Consider the following 16359-nt stretch of genomic DNA (forward strand, 5'->3'; position numbering starts at 1 on the left):
CGTTCGTACCGACGTCCCCAACCGACGGAGGTGCTCCATGATCCTGGCCCAGTCCCGCACCCACGCCCGCGCCGACGGCCTCGCGCAGGCCATCGCCGCGATCCAGCCCTCCCGCGTCGTCGGCATGGCCGGCGCGATCGCGCTGAACATCGCCGCGCTCATGCTGCTGCTGGTGCCGGTGGCCGCACCGATCCAGATGGCGCAGCCGGAGGCCCCCGTCTATACCGTGCCGCTCGATCCACCCAAGCCGCCGCCCCCGCCGCCGACCGTGCCGGTCGAACGCCCGAAGCCGCAGACCGCGGCGCCGCAGCCCGAACTCCGTCCGCAGCCGGTGACGGTACCGCCACCGCCGGTGCTCACCGATGTCGCCACCGAGATGTCGCTGCCGCCGCCGACGAACATCGGCACCGAGGTCGCGAAGATCGAGGTGCCAGCGGTAGGCCCGCTCGCCAGCGAGCACCTGCAGTACGCCGACGCGCCCGCGCCCTCGTATCCGCGCGAGGCGCTGATGGCCGGCGCCGAAGGCACCGTGCTGCTGAAGGTGCTGGTCGACATCGACGGCACGCCGCTGTCGGTGGACATCGAGCACAGCAGCGGCAACCGCCGCCTCGACGATGCCGCCAAGCGCCAGGTGCTGCGCAAGTGGAAGTTCCGGCCGGCGATCCGCGACGGCCAGGCGATCCAGGTCTACGGCCTGGTGCCGGTGAACTTCTCGCTCAGTCGCCAGTGATCCTTTTCGTGCGCGGTCTGCGCTTGATCTGCATGCGCACGCCCTGCCATTGATCCCCGTGTTCCCCGGGTCCGGAGACGGACTACCGCCGGTCGTCGACGATGCGACCGGCGGTTTTTTTTCGTCGGCTTCCCGCAATTTTTGGCGCGATGCGCGCGCCGCATCGTTCCGCCGGTGCGCGTGGTGCCCGGCCCGGGCAACGGCGACACTGACCGCCCCTCACGGCCAGGACCGACCCGATGGATTCCCTGTTCACCCCGCTGCAGGCCGGCGACCTGCATCTGCCCAACCGCATCCTGATGGCGCCGCTCACCCGCTGCCGCGCCGAAGACGACCACGTGCCCGGCGCACTGATGGCCGAGTACTACGCTCAGCGCGCCAGCGCCGGCCTGATCATCGCCGAAGCCACGATGGCGATTGCCGGCAACTCCGCGTTCTGGCACGAGCCGGGCATCTACGGCGAGCCGCAGATCGCCGGCTGGAAGCGCGTCACCGACGCCGTGCACGCCGCGGGCGGACGCATCGTCCTGCAGGTCTGGCACGGCGGCCGCGCCTGCCATCCCGATCTCAACGACGACGCACAGCCGGTGGCGCCGAGCGCGCTGCGCATCGACAACGACCAGGTCTACACGCCGAAGGGCAAGGTCGATTACGTGATGCCGCGCGTGCTGGACGACGCCGAACTGCCGGGCATCGTCGCCGGCTTCAAGACCGCTGCGCGCAACGCGCACGAGGCCGGCTTCGACGGCGTCGAAGTGCACGGCGCCAACGGCTACCTGCTCGACGAATTCCTGCGCGACGGCGCGAACCATCGCCAGGGTCCGTACGGTGGCCCGATCGAGCATCGCGCGCGCCTGCTGCTGGAAGTGATCGAGGCGACGTGCGCGGTGTGGGGCAGCGGCAAGGTCGGCGTGCGCGTGTCGCCGCTCAACAGCTACAACGCGATGCGCGACAGCGATCCGGTCGGCCTGATCCGCTGGCTGGGCAAGCGCCTCAACGATTTCGATCTCGCCTACTGGCACGTGATGCGCGCCGATTTCCTCGGCCAGCAGCAGGGCGACGTGATGACGCCGGCGCGCGAGGTCTACGACGGCGTGCTGATCGGCAACATGGGCTACACGCCGGCCGAGGCCGACACCGCGATCGCGGCGGGCAAGCTCGACGCGGTAGCGTTCGGCAGCGCGTTCATCGCCAATCCCGACCTGCCGGAGCGCATCCGCGCCGGAGCGCCGCTGGCGGCGCCCGACAGCAGCACGTTCTACACGCCGGGCGCGAAGGGCTACACCGACTATCCGCGCTTCGCCGGCTGAGTCGCGACGCGCAGCCAGATCATCGGACGGTGCGCCGTCCGGTGGTCAGGCGCGATGGTAGGGATGGTTGGCGAGCAGCGCCGCGGCGCGGTAGAGCTGCTCGGCCAGCACCAGCCGCACCAGCATGTGCGGCAGCGTGAGCGGCCCCAGCGACCAGTGTTCGTCGGCACGCGCCAGCACGTCGGGCGCATGCCCTTCCGGGCCGCCGATCAGGAACGCGAGATCGCGGCCACCGGCACGCCAGTGCTCCAGCCGCTGCGCCAGTTGTTCGGAGGAATGCTGACGACCGCGGCCGTCGAGCGCGATCACGTGCGCTGACTTCGGCAATGCGGCGAGCACGCGCGCGCCTTCGTCGGCGGTCGCGCGCACCGCATCGCGGCCCTTGCCACGCAGGCCGGGTTCGATCTCGACGAGGTCCAGCGGCAGCCAGTGCGACAGCCGCTTGCGGTATTCGGCGAAGCCTTCCGCCACCCATGACGGCGCGCGTTCGCCGACGGCGATCAGGCGGGCCTTCACGTTGCGAGACTCAGCCGTGGATCGGTTCGACGATCACCGCAGTGCCATAGCACAGCACTTCGGTGAGCCCGGGCATCACTTCGGTGGCGTCGTAGCGCATGCCGATGATGGCGTTCGCGCGCAGCTGGCGCGCGTGGCTCAGCATGTCGCGGTAGGTGTCGGCGCGGGCGCGCTCGCACAGTTCGGTGTAGATGGTGATGTTGCCGCCGAACAGCGTCTGCAGGCCGCCGATGAAATTGCCGACCACCGAGCGCGACCGCACCATGATCCCGCGGACGATGCCGAGGTTCTCCACCACGCGGTAGCCGGGCAGCTCGAACGCGGTGGTCACCATCGCGTCGCCCAGCGCGGCCGGCGGCATGCGCCGCGGCGCGGGCATCGGCGGCGGCAGCGCGCCGCTCGTGCTGTTGTACGGATCGCTCATCGTCGCGCCTCTCCGGTGGAATGCCGCACGTCGGGCGGCGTGCTCGGGTCCGCGCGGTCAGTCCGCGTCGGCGGATTCCGGCGGCTGGTCGCCGACCGTCCACAGCCGCTCCAGCGCGTAGAACTCGCGCACTCGCGGCAGCATGACGTGGACGACCACGTCGCCGAGGTCGACCAGCACCCATTCGGCCTCGCGTTCGCCTTCGACGCCCAGCGGCATGACGTCGAGCTCCTTCACCTTGCGCACCACTTCGTCGGCGATCGACTTCACATGGCGGGTCGAGGTGCCGGAGGCGATGAGCAGGAAGTCGCAGACGCTGGTCTTGCCGCGGACGTCGATTTCGACGACATCCTTGGCCTTGAGGTCTTCGACCGCGGCGTGGACCTGGCGCAGGAGGACGTCGACGGCGGGCGCCGGGGTGGGCAGCACGGTCTTGATCACGTGCGCATTGCTGGAACTGGACAAGAGCGGTCCTCGCGTGGAATGGCCGGATTATACCCGCGGCGACGGCGGCGACCGGACCGTCACCGGGACCGCGCCGTAGAGGCCGTGTTCGACGATGTAGCGCGCCACCGGCGGCGGCACGAGGTGGTGCCAGGTCTCACCGCCGGCGATCCGGCGGCGGATGTCGGTGGCGGATTCGGGATGCAGCGGGTGGCGCAGGCGCAGCACCCGGCCGCCCGGGGACGCGCGTAGGTCCTCGGGATCGCGGGTCCAGCGGCCGGCGATCAGCCGGGTGGCTTCCGGCGGCAGGCGCACGTCGAGGTCGATGCCCGGGCGCTCGGCGACCACCCAGTGGGCGCCGGCGACCAGCGCCTCGGGCTCCTTCCACGTCGGCAGGCCGTACAGGCTGTCGGCGCCGATCACGAACGCCAGCGGCGCGGCCTCGCCGAACTCGGCGCGCAGGCCTTGCAGGGTGTCGATGGTGTAGCTCGGGGTCTCGCGGGCCAGTTCGCGGCGATCCACCCGCAACCCGCCCTGCCCCGCGACCGCCAGGTCCAGCATCGCCGCCCGCTGTTCGGCGGTGGCGCCGGGCGCGGTGCGGTGCGGCGGGTCGGCGGCGGGCATCAGCCGGACCATGGTGCCGAGGGCGTCGCGGGCGGCATGCGCGATCGCCAGATGCCCGTTGTGCACCGGATCGAAGGTCCCGCCGTAGAAGACGCGTAGCAGCATGGTTCAGCCCGCCGCGCGGCCGCTCAGCAGCCGGGCGCCGCGCGGTTCGGCGACGGCCAGCAGCAGGCGTTCCAGCGCCAGCCACGCGTCCGCGGGCTCCTCGCCCGGGCGCGACCGGCCCTTGGCGATGCGGTCGACCCGGCCGGCCTCGATCACGAAGCGCTCCCAGCGCGCGGCGTCGTGCCGCTGCAGCGCGCGCCGGTAGACCGCCTGCTTGGCATCCCAGACGCGCTGGGCCTTGAATTCGGCAGCGAGGTTGCCGCCGCGCGCCTGCACCCGCGCCAGCGCCGCGGCGCGCTGCAGTTCCATCACCAGCATGCCCATCAGCGCCGGCACCGCCTCGCCCTCGGCGCGCAGGCCGTGGAGCATGCGCACCGCCAGCGCGGCCTGGCCGTTGAGCGCGACGTCGATCAGCCGGAACACGTCGAAGCGCGCGGCGTCGGCCACGCAGGCCTCCATCCGGGCGAGGTCGATGACCTGGCCATCGGACAGCAGCGCGAGTTTGTCGATCTCCTGCGCCGCCGCCAGCAGGTTGCCTTCGACCCGCTCGACCAGCCGCTCCACCGCTTCGCGGTCGGCGTGCAGGCCGCGGGCGCGCAGGCGGCGCTCGACCCAGTCGGTCAGCTCGTGCGGTTTCAGCGTCCACGCCACGGCGTGGTGGCCGACGCGAGCGATGGCCTCGCTCCACTTGCCGCCGTGCTGGCGGCTCCAGTCCTCGCCGGTGATCAGCAGGACCACGTCGTCGGGCGGGTGATTGCAGAAATCGAGGATCGCCTCGGCGCCATCCTTGCCGGGCTTGGCCGACGGCAGGCGCAGGTCGATCAGCCGCCGGGTCGCGAACAGGCTCATCGCGCCGAGGCTCTGGGTGAGGCGGTTCCAGTCGAAGTCGCGGCCGTCGGCGTCCAGCACCTCGCGCTCGGCGATGCCCTCGGCGCGGGCACGGGCGCGCACGGCGTCGGCGGCCTCCAGCACCCGCAGCGGCTCGGGGCCGGCGATCAGGTAGACGGGCCGCAGCGGCTCGCTGTCGAGCTGGGCGACGAGGCGTTCGGGGGAGAGTTCCATGGCGGGCGGCGGGCGCCGCGCTCAGGGCGTCCTGGCCGGCGCGCGCAGTGCGGCGTCGATGCGGCGCAGGATCGCCGCGCTCATGTCCTTGCGCATTTCCTCGACCAGCAGCTCGCGTTCGCTGTTGCGGCCGATGGAGTCGGCCGGCGGCGCGATGTAGTCGCGGGACAGTTCGACCGCCTGCTGCGGCACGATGTCGGTGCCGTCGGCGTGGCGCAGGCGGAAGACCACGGCGTAGCGGAGGCTGAATTCCTGGGCGCGGCCGGCGGTGTCGATCGACAGCGGCAGGTCGTTCCACTTCTCCGACAGCACTTCCAGCGTGGTCGCGCCCTCGGCACCCGCGGTGGCGGGCGTCGCGCCCGCACGCTCCATGGCGCGCGCCAGCGAGTCGCCCAGCGGGCTGTACGGGTCGCGCGCGGTGACCGCGACCGGGCCGACGTCGGCCGGCAGGACCAAGGCGTTGCGCAGGTGGAAGCCGCAGCCGGCGAGCGGGAGCAGCAGGGCGAGGCCGAAGGCGAGGCGGGCGATCTTCATGGGCGCAGTCTGGCGGAGGGGGCGGCGGCGGGCAAGCCGGGCGGCGCGGACGCGGCCTCAGCCGGCCACGATGTTCACGATCTTGCCGGGCACGACGATGACCTTGCACACCGTCAGCCCGTCCATGAACTTGACCACGTTCGGCTCGGCCAGCGCGGCGGCCTCGACGGCCTCGCGCGGGGCGTCCACGGCCATCTCGATCGTGCCGCGCAGCTTGCCGTTGACCTGCACCGCCAGCGTCACCGCGTCGCGCACCAGCGCGGCCGGGTCGGCCTGCGGGAACGGCACGTCCTCCAGCAGCGTCTCCGGATGGCCCAGCACCTGCCACAGGTGGTGGCAGACGTGCGGCGTCACCGGGTTCAGCAGCAGCACCATCGCCTGCAGCGCCTCGTGTCGCACCGCGCGGCCCTGCTCGCTCATGTCGTCGAACTTCGAGACATGGTTGAGCAGCTCCATCAGCGCGGCGATCGCGGTGTTGAAGCTGTAGCGGCGGCCGTAGTCGTCGCCGACCTTCTGGATCGCCTCGTGCAACTGGCGACGCAGCGTCTTCTGCGCAGCGTTCAGCGCGGCGACGTCGACTTCAGGATGATCCGGCTGCGACGCGTGCGTGGTCACTTCGCGCCAGAACCGGCGCAGGAAGCGCGACATGCCCTCGACGCCGGCCTCGTTCCACTCCAGCGACTGCTCGGGCGGCGCGGCGAACATCGAGAACAGGCGCACGGTGTCGGCGCCGAACTTGTCGACCATCGCCTGCGGGTCGACGCCGTTGTTCTTCGACTTCGACATCTTCTCGACCGCGCCGATGCGCACCGCTGCGCCGTCGGCCTTCGACCTCGCGCCGACGATGCGGCCCTTGTCGTCGCGCTCGATCTCGACGTCGGCCGGGTTGATCCAGTCCTTCGAGCCGTCGGCGTTGTCACGGTAGAAGGTTTCCGCGATCACCATGCCCTGGCACAGCAGGTTGACCGCGGGTTCGTCGCTGTCGACCAGGCCTTCGTCGCGCAGCAGCTTGTGGTAGAAGCGGAAGTACAGCAGGTGCAGGATCGCGTGCTCGATGCCACCGATGTACTGGTCGACCGGCGTCCAGTACTTCGCGCGGCCGTCGACCATGTCGGTCGCGCCAGGCGAGGTGTAGCGCGCGTAGTACCAGCTCGACTCCATGAAGGTGTCGAAGGTGTCGGTCTCGCGCTCGGCCGGGCCGCCGCAGTGCGGGCAGGTGGTCTTGCGCCACTCGGGGTCGGACTTGATCGGCGACAGCACCGCGCCGGACGCGAACGCGTCCTGCACGTCTTCCGGCAGCAGCACTGGGAGCTGGTCCTCGGGCACCGGCACCGCGTCGCAGGTCGGGCAGTAGATCACCGGGATCGGGCAGCCCCAGTAACGCTGGCGGCTCACGCCCCAGTCGCGCAGGCGGAAATTCACCTTGCGCTCGCCGCGGCCTTCGGCCTCGAACTTCGCGGCCAGATGGTCGAACGCCTCGCGATATCCCTTGCCGTCCAGGCCTTCGCCGGAGTTGATGCACATCGCGGCGGGGTTGGTCTTGTCGCCGTACCACGGCTTCCAGCACGCGGTGTCGTAGCGGTGTTCTTCGGGCAGCAGGTGCGGCGGCACGATGCCGCGCAGGCCGATGACCTGCTGGATCGGCAGGCCGTATTTCGTCGCGAACTCGAAGTCGCGCTCGTCGTGGCCGGGCACCGCCATCACCGCGCCGGTGCCGTAGCCCATCAGCACGAAGTTGGCGACCCAGATCGGCACCTGCTCGCCGCTGATCGGGTGGATCGCGAACAGGCCGGTGGCCATGCCGCGCTTTTCCTGCGTCTCCAGCTCCGCCTCGGACACGCCGCCCTTGCGCAGCTCGGCGATGAAGGCGGCCAGCTCCGGATTCGTCTCCGCCGCACGCAGCGCCAGTGGATGCTCGGCGGCGACGCTGACGAAGGAGACGCCCATCAGCGTGTCGGGCCGCGTGGTGAACACGCGCAGCTTGTCGTCACTGCCGGCGACGTCGAACGCGAATTCCAGGCCCTCGCTGCGGCCGATCCAGTTGCGCTGCATCGTCTTGACCGATTCCGGCCAGCCGTCCAGCGTGTCCAGCCCGTCCAGCAGCTCCTGGGCGTAGGCGGTGATCTTCAGGAACCACTGCGGGATCTCGCGCTTCTCGACCAGCGCGCCGGAGCGCCAGCCGCGGCCATCGATCACCTGCTCGTTCGCCAGCACGGTCTGGTCGACCGGGTCCCAGTTCACCACCGAGTTCTTGCGGTACACCAGGCCCTTCTTCATCAGCCGGGTGAACATGCGCTGCTCGTGGACGTAGTAGTCCGGGCGGCAGGTCGCGAACTCGCGCGACCAGTCGATCGCGTAGCCCAGCGACTGCAGCTGGCCGCGCATGTGGTCGATGTTGGCGTAGGTCCACTTCGCCGGCGCGGTCTTGTGCTTGAGCGCGGCGTTCTCGGCGGGCAGGCCGAACGCGTCCCAGCCCATCGGCTGCAGCACGTTGTGGCCGGTCATCCGCCGGTGGCGGCTGATCACGTCGCCGATCGTGTAGTTGCGCACGTGCCCCATGTGGAGCGCGCCCGACGGGTACGGCAGCATCGACAGGCAGTAGTACTTGGGCTTGTCGGAGGCTTCATCGACCTCGAAGGCGCGGCGGTCGCGCCAGAAGGCCTGGGCGGCGGTTTCGACGGAACGGGGGCTGTAAGGGGCGGCCTCGGACGGAGCGGAGGCGCCCTGCTGGGCATCGGCGGACACGGCGACGGTCGGGGGCTGGGGAAGCCCGCTACCTTACCGCATACCCCCCCTCGCTGCCGAGGGCCGGCTTCCGGGTGATCTCCAGGTGGCACTGGCTCGCCCCGTGGTGCATGCACTGGGTCTCGCGGACCTCGATCTGTTCCCCGTACTTCTTCGCCAGGCCGCGGACGATGCCCTTGGCCACGAAGCACAGGCGGCGCTCGGAGAAATAGGTCAGCAACATCCGGTCGTCGTCCTGGCGGTACGTGCGCAGTTCGGGCGGGTTGCGCTTGGGATTGTGCTTGTGGATGGCGTCGTGGATCTTGTAGCTCGCGTTCTCCAGCACTTCGAACGTGCGCCACTCCGGCTTGACGAACATCTCGTAGTACGTCACCAGCGACGGGCCGACGAAATCGCCGAAATCCTCGAGCACGGTCGTCAGCGGCGCATTGAGCATGCCCGCGGCCGTGGTGGCGAGCTTGACGATCTCCTCGTCGGGATACTGGGCGACCGGGAAGTACACCTTGTAGCCGATGCCGGCTTCCTTCAGCAGCGCATCCCAGGTGGCGCGGCCACCGTGGCGCTCGATCACGTAACTGCGCAGAAAATCGAAAATCACACCGTACATCGGTTCTCCCTGACACCCTGTGGCGTGCCCTTCGTACCTTCGAAGGCCCACGTTCGCCGCCATCGGCGGCTGCATGCCGTCACACACCGGACGTCCCCTCCGGCACGACGACTCCTGATCCCCATCCCGCATTTAACACACGTCGAGGCACCGCGCGCAACCGGCCGCATCGCCACGCGGCACAGGTCGCGGGCCGCGCGTGCCTTCCACGCGGAACGAAGGTGCGGATCGTGCCCGCGCGGCGCCGCGGGAAGCGTGCGCGAGCGCACGAAACATGCAACCACCTGATCGGCGTGGCGTTTTCCGTACCCCTGTCGAAAGTTTACCCGCACATCTCTGGAAAACCGCAGGCGGAAGCGCATACTGCGCGCGCCGTTCCGGTCAGGCCTCCCAGACGCCACGTCCGCCGCATCTCCATCGCCGCACTCCATCCTCGCCGCAAGCGGCGCGGGGATGTCGAACGCCGGCCTTCGACGCAACCGAAGAACGCGCCCCACTCCTACTCAGGACACCTCTCATGTTTCCCCTCGTTTCTGGTCTTGGTCCGCTGGCCATCGCCGGCATCGTCTTGTTCTCGCTCGTGGCGCTCGTCGCCGCGCTGTACCTGCTCGGCGTCATCCGCTACATCCCCAACAACCGCATCGGCATCGTCGAAAAACTGTGGAGCCCGAAGGGATCCGTGAAACACGGACTGCTCGCGCTCGACGGCGAAGCGGGCTTCCAGCCCGACCTCCTGCGCGGCGGTTTCCATTTCTTCATGCCGCTGCAGTACCGCGTGCACACCCGGCCGATGATCGTCGTCACCCAGGGCAAGATCGGCTACGTGTTCGCGCGCGACGGCCATGACCTGCCCGCCGGGCAGACCCTCGCCGACAACGCGCAGGCGAAGGATTTCCGCGACGTGCGCGGCTTCCTCGCCACCGGCGGCCAGAAGGGCCCGCAGCGCAAGATCCTGCGCGAAGGCACGCACATCATCAATCCGGCGCTGTTCGTGGTGATGACCGACGAAGCCACCTACGGCCTCTCGCTCGACAAGGACGAACAGGCGTACTACGACAACATGCGCGGCGTGCTCGTGCAACGCAGTGCGTTCGTGCCGGTCGTCATCAAGGAAATCCCCGGCACGCACGAGTCGGACCAGCTCGCCATCGTCACCGTGATGGACGGCCCCGGCCTGCCGCGCGACGAACTGCTGGCGCCCGACGTCGGCGACGGCCACAACTCGTTCCAGGAACCGGAGCGATTCCTCGCCGCCGGCGGCCTGCGCGGCCGCCAGGAACGCGTGCTGGTCGAAGGCACGTACTACATCAACCGCCTGTTCGCGACGGTGGAGTTCATCAACAAGACGATCATCCCCGTCGGCCACGTCGGCGTGGTCGTCTCCTACACCGGCGGCAAGGGCGAAGACATCACCGGTACCGACTACAGCCACGGCGAACTGGTCGAGAACGGCTGCCGCGGCGTGTGGCGCAATCCGCTGATGCCCGGCAAGTACGCGTTCAACACCTACGCCGGCAAGATCGAACTGGTGCCGACCACCAACTTCGTGCTGATGTGGAAGTCGGGCGAAAGCGGCTCGCGCTTCGACTCCAACCTGCGCGAGATCACGCTGATCACCAAGGATGCGTTCGAGCCCAACCTGCCGCTGTCGGTGGTGGTGCACATCGACTACCGCAAGGCGCCGCTGGTGATCCAGCGCTTCGGCAACGTCGCGCAGCTGGTGGAACAGACGCTGGACCCGATGGTGTCCTCGTACTTCAAGAACATCTCGCAGACCAAGACCTTCATCGAGCTGATCCAGTCGCGCAGCGAGTTGCAGACGCAGGCCTCCGTCGACATGAAGGAACGCTTCCTCGCCTACTCGCTGGAATTCCAGGAAGTGCTGATCGGCACGCCCAAGCCGCAGCCGGGCGACACCCAGATCGAGTACATCATGGCGCAGCTGCGCGATCGCCAGATCGCGCGCGAGCAGGTCGAGACCTTCGCCCAGAAGCAGATCGCGGCCGACAAGCAGCGCGAGCTCAACGAAGCCGAGCAGCGCGCGTCGAAGCAGAAGGAACTGACCGCGTCGCTGGTCGACATCTCGATCAAGGAGAACATGGGCGCGGCATCGGTGAAGGCCGCCGAGAAGCGCCGCCAGGAGATCGAGGCGCTGGCCCACGCCGAGAAGTTCAAGCAGGAAATGGAAGGCAGCGGCCGCGCGTCGGCGATCAAGGCGGTCGGCGAGGCCGAAGCGGCCGCGATCAAGGCCAAGTCGGAAGCGCTGGAAGGCGAAGGCGCGGACAAGCAGATGATGCAGACGGTGATGCTGCGCCTGGCCGAAGCGCTGGAAACCTCGCGCGTGCCGCTGGTGCCGCAGATCCAGCTCGGCGGCGGCAGCGGTGCCGGTGGCGACGGCAACGCGCTCGGCACGCTGCTGTCGCTGATGGGCGCACTCAAGGCCGGCGAACTGGCCCGCGCCCCGGCGATGCCGGCGCCGGCGACCAGCGAACCGGTGGTCTGACGCACGACGTCCTGCCGCGGCGCTGCCTGCGGCAGGACGCAACGGAACGACCGGTCACGGCGAGATCGTGATCGGCGTTCCCACCGGCACCAGCCGCCAGATTTCCTCGATCTCGGCGTTGGTGACCGCGATGCAGCCATCGGTCCAGTCGCGGCCGTAACCGGGCGGCGTGCCGCCGTGAATCATGATGTCGCCGCCGGGATCGAGGCCGCGCGCCTTCGCCCATGCTGCGTCGGCAGCGTTCGGATACGACACCCGCAGCGACAGGTGGTAGCGACTGGCGCCGTTGCGGAACGTGATCGTGTAGCGGCCTTCCGGCGTGCGTTCGTCGCCCTGCTTGCGCTTGGGCCCGACCGGGGCGTCGCCCAGCAGGATGCGATAGCGACGCACCACCTTGTCGCCGCGCAGCAGTTCCATGCGACGTTCGGACTTGTCGACGCGGATCGCGTCGACCTGCTCGGCCGCGGGTGCCAACGGCGGCGGCCACACGGCCGGTACCGACGTCGCGGCGGCAGTCGCGAACGACAGCGCTGCAGCCAGCGTGGTGCGGACAACGATCGGATTCATGCCTGTGCTCCCGGGGAAGAATGCGTGGCGGTCGCATCCAGCCGCGCCAGCGCGCATTCGACGGCGCCGGCATCGGCCAGCGTGCCGAACACCGCGCCGCGCGCGCCGCCCAGCCGGCTGCGGCAGAAGGCGTCCGCGAGCGGACTGTCGCCGCGCAGCAGCGTCGCCGCCTGCAACGCCAGCGCAAGGCGCTCGACCTGCGCGCGCGCCGCGAACTGCGCGGCCTCGGGCGGTTGCGCACTCCAGTCCGCGAGATCGCGTTCGAGCGCGGCGACGGCGGCATCGAAATCGGACTGCCGCCCCGCGGCGCCCTGCAGTTCGGCGCGCAGTGCATCGACGGCGCCCGGCTCGCGCTGCAGCGCGCGCAGCACGTCCAGGCACTGGATGTTGCCGCTGCCTTCCCAGATCGAATTCAGCGGCGCCTGCCGGTACAGCCGCGGCAGGATCGTCTCCTCGACGTAGCCCACGCCGCCCAGGCATTCCTGCGCTTCGTTGACGAACGCCGGCGTGCGCTTGCAGATCCAGAACTTGCCGATCGCGGTGGCGACGCGCGCGAAGCCGGCCTCGCGCGCATCGTGCGCAGCACGATCGACCGCACCGGCGACGCGCAGCGCGAACGCGGCCGCGGCTTCGGACTCGATCGCGAGGTCGGCCAGCACGTTGCGCATCAGCGGCTGTTCGACCAGCCGTCGCCCGAACGCGACGCGATGACGCACGTGGTGCAGCGCCTGCAACAGCGCCATGCGCATCTCCGCGGCGGAGCCAAGCATGCAGTCGAGCCGGGTGAGCATCACCATTTCGAGGATGACCGACACGCCGCGGCCTTCGTCGCCGATGCGATGCGCGCGGGCACCGGCGAATTCGACTTCCGACGACGCGTTCGACCAGTCGCCGAGCTTGTCCTTCAGCCGCATCACGCGGAACGCGTTGCGCGCGCCGTCGGGCAGGCGGCGCGGCATCAGGAAACAGCTCAGGCCACCGGGCGCCTGCGCCAGCACCAGGAAACCGTCGCTCATCGGCGCGGAAAAGAACCATTTGTGGCCGACCAGCGCGTAGTCGTCGCCGCCGGACAGCGGCGTGGCGACGGTCTCGTTGCTGCGCACGTCGCTGCCGCCCTGCTTCTCGGTCATGCCCATGCCGAGCGTAACGCCGGCCTTGTCGGCCATCGGGATGTCGCGCGGGTCGTACCGTGCGCTGGCAGCCTTGTCGGTCCAGGCCTGCAGCGCCGGCGCGCGACGCAGCGCCGGCACCGCCGCGTGCGTCATCGTCAGCGGACAACTGGTGCCGGGTTCGGCCTGGTGATGCAGGTAGCTCAGCGCCGCACGCGCGACGTGCGCGCCCGCCTGCGGCAGCGACCACGTCGCAGGCGCCCACGACAGCCCGGCGACACCGCCGGCGATGGCCGCGTCCATCAGCGTGTGGTACGCAGGATGGAACTCGACCGTGTCGATGCGATGGCCGAAGCGGTCGTGCGTGCGCAGCCGCGGACGATCGCGATGCGCATCGAACGCGGCGCGATACAGCGCATCGCCGGCGAGTCGGCCGTAGGCGTGCAGATGCGCGACGAAGAGCTCGCCGCCCTCGCGCACCACCGCCTCGCGCAGCGCGGGATCGCCGGCCCAGAGATCGCAGGGGCCGAATTCCGGCGGCTGGTTGCGCACGACATGGGTGTCGGCGGGCAGGTCGGGAGCATTCGTCATCGGGCGGATCGGCGGCGGCGTTCGGATGTCGTCGACTCTAGCAGGCGCCGCCGTCGCGGTGCCGCATGCACGGCGCTGCGGCCGAGCGACGGCGCGGCCTCAGTCCGCGAAGGCGTCGAGAAAGGCCTGCGGCAGCGGCCAGACACCGAACCAGCCGTTGCGCGTGCCGGTGAGCACGCGCAGCGATTGCCCGCGTCCGCCGGGCACGCGCGACAGCGGATGGAACACGCGATCGCGCAGCGCCGCGACGCGGTCACGATCGGACTGGAACAGCGGCGTCAGCCAGCGGCTCCAGAAGTGGTAGGCGCGCAGGTGCGCACGGCGTCCGCGTTCGTAGCGGGCGAGCGCGTCCGTCAGCGTCGCGGCGTCGCGCAGCGCATCGCGCAGGGCCAGCGCATCGACCAGCGCCATGTTCGCGCCCTGCCCCAGCTGCGGGCTCATCGCGTGCGCGGCATCGCCGACCAGCACCGCGCGGCCGCGATGCCAGCGCTTCAGCACGCAGTCGCGGTAACGCGCCTGCGCCAGGCCGTCCGGCACGGCGATGTCGCGCAGCGGGCCCAGCGCCTCGGGCCAGAGGGCGGCGACGTCCGCACGCCAGCGATCGGCATCGCGCCCGGCCTCGGCGAGCGCGGACACGGGCAGGCTCCAGAAGAAACTCAGGCGCGGCACCGGATCGTCCGGGCGCGTGCCGACCGGCAGCATGCCGATCATCTGCCGCGCCCGCCGGTAGCGCTGGCGCAGTTCGTCCATCCACGGCCAGCCCGCGGCCGGCACCAGGCACCATTGCGCGCCCCAGGGATACGGCCGGTCCAGCGCGATGTCGCCGATGTCCGCGCGTAGCGCCGAGGCCGCGCCGTCAGCCACCGCGACCAGATCGTAGGCGCCGTGCTCGTCGCCCTGATCATCGCGCAGCACGCCACGTCCGTGATCGACGGAGACGATCGATCGGCCGCAGTGCAATGCGCGCCGTTCGCTCCATGCAGCGTCGAGAATGCGGAAGATCGCGCCGCGTTGCATGCCGAGGCCGTGCATCGCCGGATGCAGCTCGCGATAGCGCATGTCCATCACCGGGCGACTTTCTGGCGTCTCGCCGTACAGACGCCGCACCGGCGCGCCGTGCGCGCGGACCGCAGGCAGCAGGCCCAGCGACCACAGCGCACACAGGCCGGTGGGCTGCAGCAGGAAACCCGCGCCCACCGGTCCCGGATCGGGCACGCGTTCGAAGACCTCGACGTCGTGGCCATCGCGGCTCAACGCCACCGCGAGCGCCTGGCCCGCGGTGCCGTAACCGACGATGGCGATGCGCAACGGTGCTTTCATCGGCACGGTTCCAGCATGAAAAAGGCCCCGCCGGAGCGGGGCCTCGAATCGGGATGCGACACGATCGCCAGACTCAGGCGACCGGCACGACACCCGCTGCCTGCGCGCCCTTCGGGCCCGTGGTCACCTCGTAGCTCACGCGCTGACCTTCCTGAAGGCTTCGGAAGCCTTTCGCGTTGATCGCCGAGAAGTGCACGAACACGTCTGCACTGCCATCTTCCGGGGCGATGAAGCCAAATCCCTTGGCGTCGTTGAACCACTTCACTGTTCCGTACGGCATATTCCTGATGACCTCGATTGGGATGCGGTGTCGTGCGAACCGCATGAGTAGCGGGCGCACAGGCGCGAGTATGCATGTCCCTGAACGGCGCGCAAGAGGAGACGCCCCCGTCGCCGACGTGCGGCAATCAGTCCTGCCCCAGCAGCGCCACCAGCAGCGGGCCGAGGCCGGCGCTCGCCGCCTCGACGTTCGCCAGCACCTCGTCCAGGGTGATGACCTCGTCGGTCACCGGCCCCGCCCCGGCGGCCCAGTTCGCCACGATCGCGAGGCAGGCGTAATCGAGACCGAGTTCGCGGGCGAGGCCCGCCTCGGGCATGCCGGTCATGCCGACCAGATCGCAGCCGTCGCGGCGCATGCGCGCGATTTCGGCGCGGGTTTCCAGCCGCGGCCCCTGGGTGGCGCCGTAACAGCCGCCGTCGACCAGCGCGACGCCCGCCCGCGACGCCGCGGCCAGCACCGCCGCACGCAGCGACGGCGTGTACGGGTCGCCGAAGTCGACGTGCAGCACCTCGGTGCCGGGCTCTTCGCACAGCGTCGAGACGCGGCCCCAGGTGTAGTCGATCAACTGGTCCGGGCAGGCCAGCACGCGCGGGCCGAAGCGTTCGGTGATGCCGCCCACGGTGTTGAGCGCGAGCACGCGGGTCGCGCCGACCGCCTGCAGCGCGGCGAGATTCGCGCGGTAATTGATGCGGTGCGGCGGAACGGAATGACCTTCGCCATGCCGCGCGAGGAAGGCGACGCGATGCCCCGCCAGCGTGCCCACGCGCACCGGACCCGAGGGCGCGCCGTAGCGCGTCGGCGGCTGGTGGGTCTCGACGTCCTGCAGTTCGGCGAGGCGATACAGGCCGGTGCCGCCGACGACGGCCAGTGCGATGGGCGCGTCCATGG

General features: G+C 70.2%; 16 protein-coding genes. 3 read left to right on the forward strand and 13 right to left on the reverse strand.

Going from position 1 to position 16359, the window contains the following annotated elements:
- Positions 1–37: 37 nt before the first annotated feature.
- Together ACT53Q_RS02755 and ACT53Q_RS02760 are read left to right on the forward strand one after the other, a co-directional pair.
- Positions 38–730, forward strand: a complete 693-nt coding sequence (locus tag ACT53Q_RS02755; protein ID WP_476185103.1) for an energy transducer TonB — start codon at positions 38–40, stop codon at positions 728–730.
- Between the two features lie 239 nt (positions 731–969).
- Positions 970–2040: an alkene reductase gene (locus tag ACT53Q_RS02760; protein WP_476185104.1), complete on the forward strand. Its 1071-nt coding sequence runs from the start codon at positions 970–972 to the stop codon at positions 2038–2040.
- Positions 2041–2085: 45 nt separating this feature from the next.
- Here the strand turns inward: ACT53Q_RS02760 and rlmH are convergent, their stop codons facing one another.
- From rlmH to ACT53Q_RS02800, 8 genes are read right to left on the reverse strand one after another with little or no spacing between them, the layout of a single operon-like run.
- Entirely contained in the window at positions 2086–2556 is a 471-nt protein-coding gene (gene rlmH / locus ACT53Q_RS02765) for a 23S rRNA (pseudouridine(1915)-N(3))-methyltransferase RlmH (protein ID WP_476185105.1), read from the reverse strand.
- A 10-nt stretch (positions 2557–2566) separates the two neighbouring features.
- Positions 2567–2980 (reverse strand): YbjQ family protein, encoded by a 414-nt coding sequence (locus ACT53Q_RS02770; protein WP_476185106.1) that lies wholly within the window; start codon positions 2978–2980, stop codon positions 2567–2569.
- Between the two features lie 57 nt (positions 2981–3037).
- Positions 3038–3445, reverse strand: a complete 408-nt coding sequence (rsfS, locus tag ACT53Q_RS02775) for a ribosome silencing factor (protein WP_476185107.1) — start codon at positions 3443–3445, stop codon at positions 3038–3040.
- A 27-nt stretch (positions 3446–3472) separates the two neighbouring features.
- Positions 3473–4153 (reverse strand): nicotinate-nucleotide adenylyltransferase, encoded by a 681-nt coding sequence (gene nadD / locus ACT53Q_RS02780; RefSeq protein WP_476185108.1) that lies wholly within the window; start codon positions 4151–4153, stop codon positions 3473–3475.
- A 3-nt stretch (positions 4154–4156) separates the two neighbouring features.
- Positions 4157–5215, reverse strand: coding sequence for a DNA polymerase III subunit delta (gene holA, locus ACT53Q_RS02785; RefSeq protein ID WP_476185109.1), 1059 nt, complete (start codon positions 5213–5215; stop codon positions 4157–4159).
- Positions 5216–5236: 21 nt separating this feature from the next.
- The gene (locus ACT53Q_RS02790) at positions 5237–5749 is read right to left on the reverse strand and encodes an LPS-assembly lipoprotein LptE (protein WP_476185110.1); all 513 of its coding nucleotides are present in this window, start codon (positions 5747–5749) and stop codon (positions 5237–5239) included.
- A gap of 57 nt (positions 5750–5806) precedes the next feature.
- Positions 5807–8494, reverse strand: coding sequence for a leucine--tRNA ligase (gene leuS / locus ACT53Q_RS02795; RefSeq protein ID WP_476185111.1), 2688 nt, complete (start codon positions 8492–8494; stop codon positions 5807–5809).
- A 28-nt stretch (positions 8495–8522) separates the two neighbouring features.
- Complete coding sequence (locus tag ACT53Q_RS02800; protein WP_476185112.1) at positions 8523–9092, reverse strand: heme NO-binding domain-containing protein; 570 nt, start codon at positions 9090–9092, stop codon at positions 8523–8525.
- A gap of 526 nt (positions 9093–9618) precedes the next feature.
- Between ACT53Q_RS02800 and ACT53Q_RS02805 the strand changes: the two genes are divergently transcribed.
- Positions 9619–11604, forward strand: a complete 1986-nt coding sequence (locus ACT53Q_RS02805; protein WP_476185113.1) for an SPFH domain-containing protein — start codon at positions 9619–9621, stop codon at positions 11602–11604.
- 54 nt (positions 11605–11658) lie between these two features.
- Here ACT53Q_RS02805 and ACT53Q_RS02810 read toward each other — a convergent pair whose 3' ends face one another.
- The 5 genes from ACT53Q_RS02810 to ACT53Q_RS02830 form a co-directional block, all read right to left on the reverse strand.
- Positions 11659–12171, reverse strand: a complete 513-nt coding sequence (locus tag ACT53Q_RS02810; RefSeq protein WP_476185114.1) for a L,D-transpeptidase family protein — start codon at positions 12169–12171, stop codon at positions 11659–11661.
- Positions 12168–13871, reverse strand: coding sequence for an acyl-CoA dehydrogenase family protein (locus ACT53Q_RS02815; protein WP_476185115.1), 1704 nt, complete (start codon positions 13869–13871; stop codon positions 12168–12170). Before ACT53Q_RS02815 ends, ACT53Q_RS02810 begins: the two co-directional genes overlap by 4 nt.
- A gap of 99 nt (positions 13872–13970) precedes the next feature.
- Entirely contained in the window at positions 13971–15191 is a 1221-nt protein-coding gene (locus tag ACT53Q_RS02820; protein ID WP_476185116.1) for an FAD-dependent oxidoreductase, read from the reverse strand.
- A 73-nt stretch (positions 15192–15264) separates the two neighbouring features.
- Entirely contained in the window at positions 15265–15471 is a 207-nt protein-coding gene (locus ACT53Q_RS02825; RefSeq protein ID WP_476171124.1) for a cold-shock protein, read from the reverse strand.
- 127 nt (positions 15472–15598) lie between these two features.
- On the reverse strand, positions 15599–16357 hold the full coding sequence (locus ACT53Q_RS02830) for an S-methyl-5'-thioinosine phosphorylase (protein ID WP_476185117.1): 759 nt from the start codon (positions 16355–16357) through the stop codon (positions 15599–15601).
- Positions 16358–16359: the final 2 nt, after the last annotated feature.

It is taken from the genome of Lysobacter sp. DMC97, from assembly GCF_056313745.1.